General features: G+C 70.2%; 12 protein-coding genes. 6 read left to right on the plus strand and 6 right to left on the minus strand.

Annotated features, from left to right (window positions below):
* Positions 1 to 3 precede the first annotated feature (3 nt).
* From LPW41_RS09920 to LPW41_RS09935, 4 genes are all read left to right on the plus strand, one after another.
* Positions 4 to 516: a hypothetical protein gene (locus LPW41_RS09920; RefSeq protein WP_144835377.1), complete on the plus strand. Its 513-nt coding sequence runs from the start codon at positions 4 to 6 to the stop codon at positions 514 to 516.
* Positions 513 to 1,022 (plus strand): hypothetical protein, encoded by a 510-nt coding sequence (locus LPW41_RS09925; protein ID WP_186325605.1) that lies wholly within the window; start codon positions 513 to 515, stop codon positions 1,020 to 1,022. Before LPW41_RS09920 ends, LPW41_RS09925 begins: the two co-directional genes overlap by 4 nt.
* The gene (locus tag LPW41_RS09930; protein ID WP_230704716.1) at positions 1,019 to 2,227 is read left to right on the plus strand and encodes a signal peptidase I; all 1,209 of its coding nucleotides are present in this window, start codon (positions 1,019 to 1,021) and stop codon (positions 2,225 to 2,227) included. The genes LPW41_RS09925 and LPW41_RS09930 overlap by 4 nt, the downstream gene beginning before the upstream one ends.
* A gap of 109 nt (positions 2,228 to 2,336) precedes the next feature.
* Complete coding sequence (locus LPW41_RS09935; RefSeq protein ID WP_154096551.1) at positions 2,337 to 2,822, plus strand: Dps family protein; 486 nt, start codon at positions 2,337 to 2,339, stop codon at positions 2,820 to 2,822.
* A gap of 141 nt (positions 2,823 to 2,963) precedes the next feature.
* Here the strand turns inward: LPW41_RS09935 and LPW41_RS09940 are convergent, their stop codons facing one another.
* Positions 2,964 to 4,631: a hypothetical protein gene (locus LPW41_RS09940; protein ID WP_230704717.1), complete on the minus strand. Its 1,668-nt coding sequence runs from the start codon at positions 4,629 to 4,631 to the stop codon at positions 2,964 to 2,966.
* A 183-nt stretch (positions 4,632 to 4,814) separates the two neighbouring features.
* Here LPW41_RS09940 and LPW41_RS09945 point away from each other — a divergent pair, with 183 nt between their 5' ends.
* On the plus strand, positions 4,815 to 5,627 hold the full coding sequence (locus LPW41_RS09945; protein ID WP_230704718.1) for a helix-turn-helix transcriptional regulator: 813 nt from the start codon (positions 4,815 to 4,817) through the stop codon (positions 5,625 to 5,627).
* Positions 5,628 to 5,723: 96 nt separating this feature from the next.
* On the opposite strand, the gene LPW41_RS09950 is transcribed toward LPW41_RS09945, so the two are convergent.
* The 5 genes from LPW41_RS09950 to LPW41_RS09970 all read right to left on the minus strand — a co-directional run bounded on the left by LPW41_RS09950 (position 5,724) and on the right by LPW41_RS09970 (position 11,661).
* Positions 5,724 to 7,220, minus strand: a complete 1,497-nt coding sequence (locus tag LPW41_RS09950; protein ID WP_230704719.1) for an amidohydrolase — start codon at positions 7,218 to 7,220, stop codon at positions 5,724 to 5,726.
* Positions 7,217 to 7,849, minus strand: a complete 633-nt coding sequence (locus tag LPW41_RS09955; protein ID WP_187358403.1) for an FMN-binding negative transcriptional regulator — start codon at positions 7,847 to 7,849, stop codon at positions 7,217 to 7,219. Before LPW41_RS09955 ends, LPW41_RS09950 begins: the two co-directional genes overlap by 4 nt.
* A gap of 1,000 nt (positions 7,850 to 8,849) precedes the next feature.
* Positions 8,850 to 9,842, minus strand: a complete 993-nt coding sequence (locus tag LPW41_RS09960) for an Fpg/Nei family DNA glycosylase (RefSeq protein WP_144835031.1) — start codon at positions 9,840 to 9,842, stop codon at positions 8,850 to 8,852.
* Positions 9,842 to 10,384 carry a ribose-5-phosphate isomerase gene (locus LPW41_RS09965; RefSeq protein WP_144835029.1) on the minus strand — a complete coding sequence of 181 codons (543 nt, stop codon included), beginning with the start codon at positions 10,382 to 10,384 and terminating at the stop codon, positions 9,842 to 9,844. The genes LPW41_RS09960 and LPW41_RS09965 overlap by 1 nt, the downstream gene beginning before the upstream one ends.
* An 89-nt stretch (positions 10,385 to 10,473) precedes the next feature.
* Entirely contained in the window at positions 10,474 to 11,661 is a 1,188-nt protein-coding gene (locus LPW41_RS09970) for a ferrochelatase (protein WP_144835027.1), read from the minus strand.
* 147 nt (positions 11,662 to 11,808) lie between these two features.
* On the opposite strand from LPW41_RS09970, the gene pepN reads away from it, so the two are divergent.
* Entirely contained in the window at positions 11,809 to 14,376 is a 2,568-nt protein-coding gene (gene pepN, locus LPW41_RS09975) for an aminopeptidase N (protein WP_230704720.1), read from the plus strand.
* Positions 14,377 to 14,440: the final 64 nt, after the last annotated feature.

Raw genomic sequence — 14,440 nt, forward strand, 5'->3', positions numbered from 1 at the left:
GCCATGTCGAAGCGCGACGAGGGCGTCACGCGACGGCTGCGGTGGGCGGGGCTGCTCGCAGCGGTCCTGGTTCTGGGAACCGGGACCGCCGCAGCACAGGCGTACTGGCAGGCGCAGAAGCCGTTGTCGGGCACCGTGGCATCCGGAGCCTTCGCGATCTCCGCGGTGTGGCAGGGAGCATGGTCGAGTGCCGTTCCCCTCTTCCCGGGTGAGACGCGGGACTCGCCCGTCTTGACGGTGACCGAGACGGGGGCCGCCGGCACCACCCTGCGCTGGCGCCTGGCTCCGACCGTGACCGCGTCGTCGAGCCTGACGACCCAGCTCTACGTGGGAGGGTGCGGGAGCTCCACCCTCATCGCCGCCGGCGCGTCCTACGCCCCGCCCGGCGGATTCGCCCCGGGGCAATCGGTCGACCTGTGCCTGCGCGTCACTCTGAAAGCGGACGCGCCCTCGAACATCCAAGGCACCGCGCTGACCCCGTCCGTCTCGGTGAAGGCCATTCAGGTGACGCAATGATCGCGCGGAATCGTCTGCAACATCGCCTCGGGATCGGAGCGGCTGCGGCGGTGCTCGTCTTCGCCGCGCCCGCTGTCAGCCCCGCGTCGGCGGCCTGGGAGACGGAGGCGACGGCTGCGGCTCCGGCTCTCACGGCAGGTGTCCTCGCGGCGCCCGTCATCGGCTGCGCCACCGGCGGCACGGTCCTCGCACCCACCGCCACCCTGTCGTGGAACACGGTCGCCCGAGCCACGGGGTACCGCGTCACGCTCACCTACCCACCGACCGGGGCCACGACGGTCCTCGTCGACAGGCAGACGGCGACCTCGCTGAGGGTCGACACCGGTCTGCTCGAGAGCGTCCTCGGCGGGCTGCTGACGACCCTTCTCGGATCGACGCCTTCCATCGTCACCGTCCAAGCCCTCACCGACGGCGCGTGGGTGTCGGTGCCGAGCAACGGCGCCCCGATCGCCGTGACCGGCCTGCTCCAGATCGGATTGCTCGGCGGTGTGAAGTGTCAGCCGTGAACCTCCGTCGCGACCACCGCACCACCCCGCCCGACGCTCCGTCGCACCGCGGCTGGGCCCGCGCCCGCGCGATCGTCGGCACCGTCGTGCTCGCCGTGGTGTCGCTCTTCGCCCTGCTCACGGTCGCGCTGCCCCTGATCCTCGGCGCGCAGACGTACACCGTGCTGACCGGGAGCATGCAGCCCGGCATGCCGCCCGGAACCCTCATCGCGGTGCGCTCGGTTCCCCTCGACGCGGTGCGGGTCGGCGACGTGGTGACCTATCAGATCCGCTCCGGCGATCCCGCGGTGGTGACCCATCGCGTCGTCGGCACGACCAGCAGCACCGGAGGCGAACGTCTGCTGGTCACGCGCGGCGACGCCAACGACACCGACGATCCCCCGGTGCAGTCGGAACAGCTGCGGGGCACGGTCGTGCTCGCGATGCCCTACCTCGGCTATCCGGGCGCCGTCTTCGGCGGGCAGCAACGAGGCGCGGTCGTCGCTGCCATCGGTGTCGCCGTCGTCGGATACGGCTTGGCCTTGCTGGCCTTCGACGCCCTCCGCGCTCGTCGCACCACGGCGGCCGGTCCGGCTGCCGGCGCGTTGATCGTGGTCCTCGTCTGCGCCCCGTTCTTCTCACCGAGCCCCGCCTCGGCGGTGGAGGGGACGGATGCCGCGGCGCCCGACCGACTGCTCGTGAGCGTCGACGGAGAGCAGTTCGTGCCCGACGGCTCGGTCGCGCTGTTCGGCGGGGTCGGCGAGCTCGTTCCCGGTCAGACGGCGGACGCGACGCTCTGGGTGCGCAACGCCGGCGCCGATCCGGCCCGTGTTTCGTTGCGCGTCGACGCCGCTCCGGCCTCCGCCACCGTGCCCGATGAGGCGCTGGCCTCTGCGCTCCAGCTCGTGGTCGCCGCCTCGCCCGTGCCCGAGGGGGCGTCGTGGGTCAGCGAGATCATCCCCACCGGACAGACGATCCGCCTCGACGTCGGATTGAGGATGGATGCCGCTGCGGGCAACGCTTCGCGCTCCGCCTCGGCCACCGTGCTCCCCATGGTCACCCTTACGCAGGCCGTCGCCGCCCCCGAGGCACCGGTCGCCCATCCGCCGTCGGGGGTGCTGCCCTGGACGGGAATCGGTGCGCCGCTCGCACTCCTCGTCTGCGGTGCCACGCTTGCGATCGGCATCGGGGTGACAGTGCAGTCACGACGCCCGCAGAGAAGGTAAGGATTGCCTTTTCACCAGGGATTTAGCCGAGCCTTCTCTTGCTTGCGGAATGCTCCCGCGTGAGTAGCGTTGCATTCACAGACTTCGTTCACTGCGACAAGGAGCAGATATGAGCACCGTTCAGACCCCCGCCGCCACCACCGTCGACCCGACGATGGCTTCCGGCACCGCCCAGTTCCTCTCCCCCGTCGTCATCGGCCTCGAGGCCCTCGTCGTCAACGGCAAGCAGGCGCACTGGCACGTGCGCGGCTCCAACTTCATCGGCGTGCACGAGCTGCTCGACACCGTCGTGGCGCACGCGCAGGACTGGGCCGACCTGGCCGCCGAGCGCATCGTCGCCCTGGGTCTTCCCATCGACTCGCGCCTGTCGACGGTCGCCGCCAAGGCCAAGGCCACCGAGGTGCCCGCCGGCTTCGCGCAGTCCGACGTCGTGATCCGCGCCGTGATCGCCGACATCGACGCGGTACTGGTCGACATCGAGGCCGCCATCGAGGGCCTCGACGAGATCGACATGTCGAGCCAGGACGTCGCCATCGAGATCAAGCGCGGCCTCGACAAGGATCGCTGGTTCCTCTTCGCGCACCTCGCCGCATAAGACGGATTTCGGAGGGGGCGGTGCTTCGGCATCGCCCCCTCCGTCGTGCGGGCGCGCGGCGCAGACATGAACAGTGTCTCGCCGCAGACGCCTGGGGGCAGAGGCGCAGACGTCGTCTCACCCCTTAGCATCCGGGCGGCGTCACTCCGTGGGGTCTGCCAGCGCCTCGTCGAAGCGTCGCCGACGGACGATGACGCCCCCCGCCAGCAGAACGAATGCAGACGCCGTCAGACCCGCCAGCGAGGCGTCGCTCGCGCCGGTCGCCGCCAGCTGAGCAGTGCCGCCGGCCATCGAGGCGCGCTCCACCGCAGACGCGCCGGCACGGTCGATCGTGAGGGCTGTCCGCGCGGAGCGGCCCGACGTCTCCCCGATGAGCACGAGTTCGTGCGTGTCGCCCACGACATCGCCCGGGATCGAAACCGTCGCGTGTAGAGACCCGGTGGCATCCGCTCGCGCCGAGCCGAGAACGACCGGCGTCGAGTGCAGTTCGATACGCACCTGCTCGCCCGGCGCGAAGCCGGTGGCCGTGACCGATAGACCCCCACCGGGTCGCACCTGAGAGGAATCAGTCGCAACAGTGGGGGTCGAAACCGCGACGATGGTGATGTCGGCGATGTCCGGAACGCCGACGGTGTCCGGCACCATTGCCCACATCTGAAAATCGCCGGGCGGCACGTCGGCAGGCACTGCGACCGTTCCGTCGTAGGAGCCGTCCTTGAGCTCGACGGTTCCGAGCTCCCACCACCAGGGTGCCCCGCCGCTGACGGTCAGGACGAGACGGATGCGCTCCATCTCGCTGAAGTGGCGCAGCGCGACCCGCACGAGATCTCCCGGCGCGGCGGTCGAGGGCGCGACGGACAACTCTGGAGCGCTACTGGCGATCACGGTGAGGTCCGCGACCGCGGGCACGCTGAGCGAGTCGGGGATCATCGCCCAAATCTGCCAGTCACCCGCCGGCACATCGCTCGGGATCACTACGGTTCCGTCGTAGGCGCCGTTTCCGAGCTCGACGGTCGGGAGTTCCCACCACGGTTCCCCGCCGGGAGCAGTTAGCCCCAGACGCACCTGCGTTCCCGGAAAATCCCGGATGGTCAGAGCGACGCTGCCGCCCGGCTCCACCGCGTCCGGCGATACGGTCATCGTGCTCTGTTGCACCGCGGAGACGATCTGCAGCGGGGCGCTGAGTGTACCGGCCGCTGTGTTCACGACGGAGACGAAGTAGGCGCCCGGCGCCGCGTCGGCGGGGACGGATGCGCTGAACTCGGCCGTGCCGCCTGCTCCAACGGTCGCATCAGCGCGCCAGATGTGATCGACGAACGGGCAATCGCAGTTGCCTTGCGGCTGCGTGGCGATGATGGCCGTGAGCCCGCGTCCCGGTTCGGCGCCGGTCACGCCGAACAGCGCGAGGGAACCGGCGGCGACGGTCGGTGTGTAGATGTCGAGGGCGGCCCCTGATGTCGTCTCGGCGAGTTCGCCGCCCGTCGCCGATGCGGGTGCGCTCGCGACCGGCGCAGGTTCTGGCGGGACTTGTTCGTCGTCCGCGTGCGCGGCAGGGGCGGTGAGAAGGGTGCCGATGGCGAAGGTCGCGAGCGCGACACTCCACCCCCATCGAGGTCGTCGTTCCATATGTGTCTCCTTGCTCGAAGCAACCGTGCTGTAAGTACGCCGTGACGCAGGCCAGCGGACGCTGAGTCCAGGATGGCCGGGGCGAAGGATTCCGGTGCCCGAGCGGCGGTCGGCTATTCCGGACGAGGTCGAACACCTGCGCGTTGGCTGGTGCGGCGCGGTGCCCGGAGTCGGGAACGCCACCGGTCGCTGTGGCTTTCCGGGCCGTTCCGGATCCGCATCCGGAGAAGTCGGAATAGCCCGCCGTCACACTCGTCGAGCGGCGGATCAGGAGCGTGGTCGACGCGTCATGATGTTCTCCGGAACGGCCCCCCACGATCCGTCGTCGCTCGCGTCGCCCCTTCCCCGCATCACAGAAGGACGATCATGGAGATCCCCGTACCCGATTCCCCTTCCCCCGTCGACTCCGTCGCGACCTTCGCAGCCGACCTCCGTTCCGTACGCCTGCGCGCGGGTAACCCGACCCTCGTCGCCCTCGCGACGTTGACGGGTATCTCCAAGAGCGTGCTGTCGGATGCGATGGCCGGCAGGCGACTCCCCACCGAGAAGACGACCACGCTTCTCGCCGAAGCGCTCGGCGAGGATCCTGCTCCGTGGGTGAGTCGGCGAACGTTGCTCGCATCCGCGCCGCCGACGTCCGCGCCGACCGCCGACCCCTCCGGCGGGACGCGGGTGGTCTCGAGGAGACGGATGATGCTCGCGGTCGTCGCCACCGGGATCCTCTGCGTGTCGCTGACCAGCGCCGCCTGGGGCGCCGCCGTCCTTCCTCTGATCACCGTGGAAGCAGCGCCGAGCCCGAGCACACCGGGCTACCTTCCCTACGCCGACGGAGTCGACCCGATGCAGACGGTGTGCCGAGAAGACGCCGTCATCGCCGCGAGCGATCAGCGGCTCGATGGCGCCGTGCAGGTGCAGATGATGTACTCCAAGACCTGCATGGCGGTCTGGGGCCGTGTGACCCGGTACGACGGCGACGCCAACGGGGAAGAACTCGAGATGCGCATCTACCCGGCGATCGACGTCGAATCGTCGCGCGCACAAGAGCGCTCGGCATTCGATCTGCAGTCGCTGTACACCCCGCTGATGATCGAGCCCGACGTCGAGGCACGCGTGTGCGGACTCGCGAGCATGACGAAGGACGGGGTGCGGGTCGAACTCGGTCCACCCCAATGCATCTGATCGCCCGCCCGGCTCTTCCGTTCCGAGAGGCCGGGTCTCGTCGCCGTGCGCAGGGCCTGCCGACGGCTCACGACCCGTCAGACGAAGGCGACGGCCTCAGGCGCCGTGCGTGACGCGGCCGGCCACCAGGGTCGCGCGCACCGGCATCGCTCGCAGGCCCCGCTCGTCCGCCGTTCGCGGGTCGGCGCCCACGATGACGAGATCGGCGAGCGCTCCGGGTGAAATCTCCGCGGGAGCGGTCGATCCGCCCGCGGTCGACGCCGCGATGGCCGTGTCGATGTCGACCCGCTGGTGCGGCTGCCACGCCTCGCGTCCGTCGCGGGTGCGGAAGACGGCGGATGCCATGGCTGCCCAGGGATCGAGCGGTGCGACCGGCGCGTCGGAGCCGAACCGCAGATTCGCCCCGCTGTCGGCCAGGGCGCGCAGCGGGTAGGGCTGGGCGGATTGCTCGGCCCAGATGGCATCCGTCATGTCCCGATCATCGAGCGCGTGCTCGGGCTGCACGCTCGCGGCGACGCCCAGACGGGCGAAGCGCGGGATGTCGGCGTGCGCCACGAGCTGGGCGTGCTCGATCGTGCCCACCGCTCCGGTGCGGGCGTAGGCGTCGAGGGCGTGGGCGTTCGCGAGGTCGCCGATGGCGTGGATCGCGCACTCGAGTCCCGCCGCGGTCGCGCGCGTCATGAGTTCGACGAGCTGCTCGGGCGGCACCGTCAGCAGGCCGTGGTTGCCGACCTCTCCCGGATAGTGGTGGGCGCACGCGGCGGTGCGAGTGCCGAGCGAGCCGTCGGTGATCGCCTTGAGCGGCCCGACGCGCACGAGGTCGTTCGTGGCTCCGCGCACGGGGTCTCCCGTGCGCAGCCCCTCGGCGATCGCGCGGTCGAGGTCTTGCGGGTAGGTGCCGTACGACACGCGCACCGTGTCGAATCCGCGGACGACGCGGCGCTGCCACGGTTCGTCGTTCCACGTCATGTCGAGGTCGACGAGACCGACGATCCCCCGGGCAGCCGCGGCGCGTGCCATGCGCTCGACGGCCCGGTCGGCGGCATCCGGTGCTCCGGCGTTCACTCGGCGCGAGATCTCGAACGCGTCCTCTTCGACGACGACTCCGGATGCCGCGGGCTCGAAGCCCTCGCGACGGAAGGCCGCGCTGTTCATCCACACGCTGTGCACGTCGGCGTTGATGAGGTAGGTCGGCACCTCTCCCGTCACCCCGTCGAGCAGATCGAGGGAGGGTGCGTCGGGCCACAGACCGTCACGAAAGCCCGCCCCGATCCGGCGGCCCTCGTCGTCGGTGGGGGCGAGCGCCATGATCGCGGCCGCCTCGCGGGCGGTCGACACCTCGCCGAGGGGCACGCGGTCGGCGACGAGAGCCCACTGCAGCGCGTGCACGTGGTGATCCCACAGCCCGGGCAGCAGCCAGCCGCCCTCGCCGTCGAGCACCACGCCGGTGGGGCGCAGGTTGCCCGTCGGCGCGATGTCGACGATGAGTCCGCCGGCGAGCACGAGGTCGACGGGCTCGGGCGTCGGGAGGAACTCCCGGCCGGGTCCCGCCACGCGAACCGCGCGGACGAATCCGACCTGCTCGCCGATCACGGGCGCACCCGGGCGTCGGCGGCGCGGCGCATCTCGGTGACGAGCGGAGCCCGTTCCGGCCCTTCGTCGGCGAGGCCCGCGATGATCGTCTCGACCACCTCGGCCGTCCTGTTCTGGCTGAGCTTGCGCTTCGCCGTCACGCGGGTCGGGGTGAGGCGGAACCCGACGGTCCCCCGCTCGAGACGCTCCACGAAGGCTGCGTCGTTCGGCAGGCGGTACAGACCCCGGGCGTCGTCGCCGTCGCCTTCGAAGCGGTCGACGAGCCGTTCGAGCACGCGGAGATTCTCGTCGGGCGAGAGCAGTTCCGGGATGCCGGAGAGGTGCGCCGACACGAAGTTCCAGGTCGGCACGGCGGGCACGTCGCCGTACCAGCGGGGCGTGATGTACCCGTGCGGGCCCTGCACGACGACGAGCAGCTCCCGCTCGCCGAGGCCGAGGATCGCGTCATCGGGCTTGCCGACGTGCCCGACGATCGTGAGGTCGTCGCGGGTGTCGTCGAGCATGACCGCGTAGTGCGAGGCGACGAGGCCGTCGTCGGTCTGGCTGACGAGGGTCACCCACGGGTTGAGGTCGATCAGACGACGGATCTCTCCGACGTCGGTCATCGCGAAGCTCGGGTTCTGACGCACCGGATCAGCCTAGAACCCAGCGACCGGCCCGCAGGTCCCTGAGCCTGTCGAAGGGACCGCAACCCGCGCACGCACCCAGGTCCCTGAGCTTGTCGAAGGGACCGGAACCCGCGCACGCACCCAGGTCCCTGAGCTTGTCGAAGGGACCGGAACCCGCGCACGCACCCAGGTCCCTGAGCTTGTCGAAGGGACCGCAACCCGCGCACGCACCCAGGTCCCTGAGCTTGTCGAAGGGACCGCAACCCGCGCACGCACCCAGGTCCCTGAGCTTGTCGAAGGGACCGGAACCCGCGCACGCATCCAGGTCCCTGAGCTTGTCGAAGGGACCGGAACCCGCGCACGCACCCAGGTCCCTGAGCCTGCCGAAGGGACCGCAACCCGCGCACGCACCCAGGTCCCTGAGCCTGTCGAAGGGACCGCAACCCATGAGACGCCGGCGGCTTCGACAGGCTCAGCCACCTCACGCCCAGTCGCCCACCCAGGTCCCTGAGCCTGTCGAAGGGACCGGAACCCGCGCACGCACCCAGGTCCCTGAGCTTGTCGAAGGGACCGCAACCCGCGCACGCACCCAGGTCCCTGAGCTTGTCGAAGGGACCGCAACCCGCGCACGCACCCAGGTCCCTGAGCTTGTCGAAGGGACCGGAACCCGCGCACGCACCCAGGTCCCTGAGCCTGCCGAAGGGACCGCAACCCATGAGACGCCCGGTGGCTTCGACAGGCTCAGCCACCTACCCGACCACAACCCCCGCGACGCCCGATGGCTTCGACAGGCTCAGCCACCTACCCGACCACAACCCACGCGACGCCGGTGGCTTCGACAGGCTCAGCCACCTGCCCGACCACAACCCACGCGACGCCCGATGGCTTCGACAGGCTCAGCCACCTACCCGACCACAACCCACGCGACGCCGGTGGCTTCGACAGGCTCGGCCACCTACCCGACCACAACCCACGCGACGCCGGTGGCTTCGACAGGCTCAGCCACCCGCCCGACCGCTCATCACGCCTGGCACTTCGGGCACCAGTAGAGCTTGCGCCCGGCTGCCTCCTCCATCACGATCGCCGTTCCGCACACGCGGCAGGGCAGCCCCTCGCGGTGGTAGACCCAGTGCCGGTCGGCGCGGCGCGCCATCGCGCGCCGGTAGGCGGCGGGGTCGAGCCCGTCCATCGTCATCATCTGACCGGTCTCGACGCCGATCGGCAGCAGTGTCGCCCAGTCGCGCCAGATGCCGCGTACGACCTCCTCGGGCACGTCGCGCCCCGGGGTGTGCGGGTTCTGCCGCGCGCGGAACAGCAGTTCAGCGCGGTACACGTTGCCGATCCCGCTCACGACGGCCTGATCCATGAGCAGCAGGCCAATCGGCGTGGGCTTCTTGCGCACCGTCGCGGTGAAGCGTTCCTCACCCTCGGCGAGGTCGTCGACGAGGGGGTCGGGCCCGAGCTTGGCGATGGTCGCCTGCACCTCGTCGGGGGTCTGCAGCACGCACGCCGTAGGCCCGCGCAGGTCGGCACAGGTGGTGTCGGTGAGCAGACGCAGGCGCACCTGCCCGACCACCGGCGGAGGCCACTCGTTCTGCTCCTCGAGCCCCGTCGTCTGCTCCGACATGCGCACGCGGGCGCGCCGCGGGGCGCCGATCGAGGTCAGGGAGTTCTCGCCCGCGGCATCCAGGATCGGCTCGTCATCGAGCACGGTGCCGCGCTGGTTCGTCTGCCCCATGCGGCCATTGGCCGAGGCGATGGTCGCATCGACGACCACGTCGCCCGAGAAGTCCCACGCGCCGTACATGCCGAGGTGCACCCGCAACCAGACGTCGCCGTCGAAACGGAGGAACATCTGCTTCGCCACGGCACGCACCTCGACCGCCTCGCGGCCGTCGATGACCGACGCGCCTTCGGCGAAGCGCCCCTGGGGGCTGGATGCCGCGACCGTGCGCCCAACGATGTTGCGGTCGAACTGCCGCGCGATGCGGTGGACGGAATGCCCTTCGGGCATCAGCCTGCCTCGGGGTCGAACGAGTCGCTGGCGTCGGTCATCGTGTTCGGCTTCTCGCCGGCGCGCGGGTCGGGCAGCAGCACCCCGTCCTGCTCGAACGCCGCCAGCTGGCCGATGCGACGGGCGTGACGCTCCTCGCCTGAGAAGGGGGTCGCGATGAAGCGGTCGATGAACGACGCGGCCTCGTCGAACGTGTGCTGACGCGCACCGATCGAGATGACGTTGGCGTCGTTGTGCTCGCGGGCGAGCTCGGCCGTGGAGATGTTCCACACGAGCGCAGCGCGCACGCCGAGCACCTTGTTCGCGGCGATCTGCTCGCCGTTGCCCGATCCGCCGAACACCACGCCCAGGGCGTCGACGCCGGCCGCCTGGTCGCGCACGACCGCCTGGGCCGCGCGGATGCAGAAGGCCGGGTAGTCGTCGAGGGCGTCGTACTCGATCGGCCCGTGGTCGACGACCTCGTGCCCCTGCGAGGCGAGGTGGTGCTGGATCTGGGTGGAGAACTCGAGACCGGCGTGATCGGTGCCGATGTGGATGCGCATGGGCCAATCCTATTGAGAGCCGCGGACAGCGAGGGCGGACATGACGACGCCGCCCGCCCCTCGGAAGGGACGGGCGGCGTCGAGCGTGGTCAGGGGCGGATGCCCGCGGCCACGGGCTTGAACCCGGCGCGGATGTTCTCGCAGCAGCCGGGGCGGCACACGTCGTACCAGGGACCGAGGTCGGTGACGTGCGGGCGCTCAGCCCTCGGGGTGCCCTTGAGGCGCTCCTCGACGAGGTCGATCAGACCCGAGACGTACGCGGGGTCGACACCGGGGGTCGGGGTGCGCACGGCCTTGATGCCGGCCTCTTCCGCGGCCTCCATGGCCTCGGTATCGAGGTCCCAGAGCACCTCCATGTGGTCGCTGACGAAACCGAGGGGCACGATCGCGACGGCTTCGACGCCGCGGCCGGGCAGCTCGGCGATGACGTCGTTGACGTCGGGCTCGAGCCACGGCTGGGTGGGCGGGCCCGAACGCGACTGGTAGACGAGCTCCCATTCGACGGTGGCCACGGCATCCGCCACCTCGGCCATGACGACCTCGGCGACGGCCTTGTGCTGCGCCTCGTAGGCACCGCCCTCGCCGAACCCACCATCACGGGGGCCCGAGCGCTCGGCATCCGCCATCGGGATCGAGTGCGTGGAGAAGAGCACGCGGATATTATCGGGCGCGATGCCCTCGGCGACGAAGCCGGACACGGCGTCTTTCACTCCGCGGACGAACGTGTCGACGAAGCCGGGGTGGTCGAAGAACTGGCGCACCTTGTCGATGGTCACGGTCTCGCCGAGGCCCGTCGACTCGAGCACGCGGGCGTAGTCCTCGCGGTACTGGCGGCAGCTCGAGAACGAGCTGTAGGCGCTCGTGGCGATGGCCAGCAGAGTGGTGTGCCCGGACCCGGCGGCCTCGGTGACGGCCTCTTCGAGGTAGGGGCCCCAGTTGCGGTTGCCCCAGTAGACCGGAAGACCCAGTCCGCGCCTCTCGATCTCGGCTTCGAGCGCCGCCTTCAGCGCGCGGTTCTGCGCGTTGATCGGGCTGATGCCGTCGAAGTGGCGGTAGTGGTGGGCGACCTCTTCGAGGCGCTCATCGGGGATGCCGCGTCCGCGGGTGACGTTGCGCAGAAAGGGGATGACGTCGTCTTGGCCCTCGGGCCCGCCGAAGCCGGCGAGGAGGATGCCGTCGTACGCCACGGGCGTCTCGACCCACTTGGGTCCGGATGCCGCGGCGGGAGACGCATAGAGGACGGTCTCGGGGGTGGTGTCCGTGTCGGTCGTGCTCACGATCACATCCTCGCACCTGCATGAAGAGCCCGGACGCGAGGTATCTCGCTACTAGGCTTATACGGTTGTCGTCGGCGCCAACAGCGTCGACGGTCGTGACGCCCATGGCGTCGTCCGCAATCCACCCAGATCCCCGGGAGAACGCCAGTGCCAGGAGAGAACCTGACCCGCATCGAAGCGCAGGAGCGCCGCGCGATCGTCGACACGCACGAGTACCACGTGCAGCTCGACCTCACGCGTGGCGACGAGATCTTCTCCTCGCGCACCGTCGTGACCTTCGCCGCCACCGAGGGCGCGTCGACCTTCATCGACCTGATCGCCCGTACCGTGCACTCGGTGACGCTCAACGGCCGCTCGCTCGAGCCGTCCGAGGTGTTCGCCGACTCGCGCATCGCGCTCGAGGGCCTCGCCGCCGAGAACGAGCTGATCGTCCAGGCCGACTGCGAGTACACCAACACCGGCGAGGGCCTGCACCGCTTCGTCGACCCGGTCGACGGCGAGGTGTACCTCTACTCGCAGTTCGAGGTGCCCGACTCGCGCCGCATGTACACGGTGTTCGAGCAGCCCGACCTCAAGGCCGCCTTCACCTTCTCGGTGACCGCGCCCGCGCGCTGGAAGGTCGTCTCCAACTCCCCCACCCCCGAGCCGGTCGCCGTCTCCGACGACACCGCCCGCTGGGACTTCCCCGCCACCCCGCGCATCTCGTCGTACATCACCGCTCTCGTCGCCGGTCCCTACGAGGCCACCTACAGCGAGCTCACGAGCGCCGACGGCCGCGTCATCCCCCTCGGCGTGTTCGCCCGCAAGAGCCTGTGGCAGTACCTCGACGCCGACTACGTCTTCGACAAGACCCGTCAGGGCTTCGCGTACTTCGAGGAGAAGTTCGGCTTCCCCTACCCGTTCGCCAAGTACGACCAGCTCTTCGTGCCGGAGTTCAACGCCGGCGCCATGGAGAACGCGGGTGCCGTCACCTTCACCGAGACCTACGTCTTCCGCAGCAAGGTGACGGATGCCGTGAAGGAACGTCGCGTCGTGACGATCCTGCACGAGCTCGCGCACATGTGGTTCGGCGACCTGGTCACCATGAAGTGGTGGAACGACCTCTGGCTGAACGAGTCGTTCGCCGAGTGGGCGTCCACGATCGCCACCGCCGAGGCCACCGAATGGGAGGCCGCCTGGACGACCTTCAACGCGATGGAGAAGACCTGGGCGTATCGCCAGGATCAGCTCCCCTCGACCCACCCCGTCGTCGCCGAGATCAACGACCTCGAAGACGTGCAGGTGAACTTCGACGGCATCACCTACGCCAAGGGCGGGTCGGTGCTCAAGCAGCTCGCCGCCTGGGTGGGCATCGAGCAGTTCTTCGCGGGCGTCGCGGCGTACTTCCAGAAGCACCAGTGGTCGAACACCGAGGTGGGCGACCTGCTCACCGAGCTCGAGACCACGAGCGGTCGCGACCTGGGCGACTGGGCCAAGAAGTGGCTCGAGACCGCGGGCGTCAACACCCTCACCCCGCTCATCGAAGAGTCCGGCGACCCTTCGACAGGCTCAGGAACCGTCATTACGAGGTTCGCGATCGTGCAGACCGCGCCCAGCGACTACCCGACGATCCGTCCGCACCGCCTCGGCGTCGGCTTCTACTCGCTGAACGATGCGGGAGCCCTCGAGCGCGTGCACCGCGTCGAGCTCGACGTCGACGGCGATCGCACCGAGGTCGCCGAGCTCCGCGGCATCCGTCGTCCCGACCTCGTGCTGCTCAACGACGACGACCTCGCCTACGCGAAGATCCGTCTCGACGAGCGCTCGCTGGCCACCGCCATCGCGCACCTGAAGGACATCTCCGACCCGCTCGCGCGTTCGCTGGTGTGGGGTGCGGCGTGGGACCAGACGCGGGATGCCGAGGCCTCGGCCACCGACTACCTCGACCTGGTGCTGCAGAACATCGGTTCCGAGACCGAGTCGACCACGGTGCGCACGACGCTGGGCCAGCTGCAGCTCGCCGCGAACTCGTACGTGGCCCCCGCGACCCGCGACGCCGCGCGCGAGCGCGTCGCCGACGGCCTGTGGGAGCTCGCGCAGAAGGCCGAGGCCGGCAGCGACAGCCAGCTGCAGTTCGTCACCGCGTTCGCGTCGGCGGCCTCCACCCCGGCCCACGCCGAGACGGTCAAGGCCCTGCGCGACGGGTCGACCTCGCTCGACGGCCTCGAGATCGACACCGACCTGTCGTGGCAGCTGTTCGTCTCGCTCGCTTCGGCGGGCGTGGTCACCGCCGCCGACATCGACGAGGCGCGCGCAGCGGACAACACCGCCAAGGGCGGGGAGTTCGCGGCCATGGCCAAGGCGTCGCTGCCCTCGCACGAGGCGAAGCAGGAGGCCTGGTCGTCGCTGATCGACAGCGCCGACGCGCCGAACACGATCGTGCGATCGACGGCCGCCGGGTTCACCAACCCCACCACCGTCGGTGTGCTGGCCGACTTCGTCGAGCCGTACTTCGCGATGCTGCTGCCCATCTGGGAGTCGCGCAGCTACCAGATCGCGCAGTACCTGATCGTGGGCCTGTACCCCGCCGCCCTGGCGAACAAGGCGCTGCGCGACGCGACGCGTCAGTGGCTGTCGCAGAACGCCGACGCCGCCCCCGCGCTGCGTCGCCTCGTCGGCGAGAACCTCGCCGGTGTCGAGCGTGCGCTGGCCGTGCAGGAGCGCGACGCGCAGTAATGCGCCACGCCTGATCGGATGCCCCCTCCCCCTCGGGAGGGGCATCCGTCGTCTGCGGGTCATC

The sequence above is a fragment of the Microbacterium sp. JC 701 genome (assembly GCF_021026215.1).
In the GTDB taxonomy this organism is placed as follows: Bacteria; Actinomycetota; Actinomycetes; order Actinomycetales; family Microbacteriaceae; genus Microbacterium; species Microbacterium algihabitans.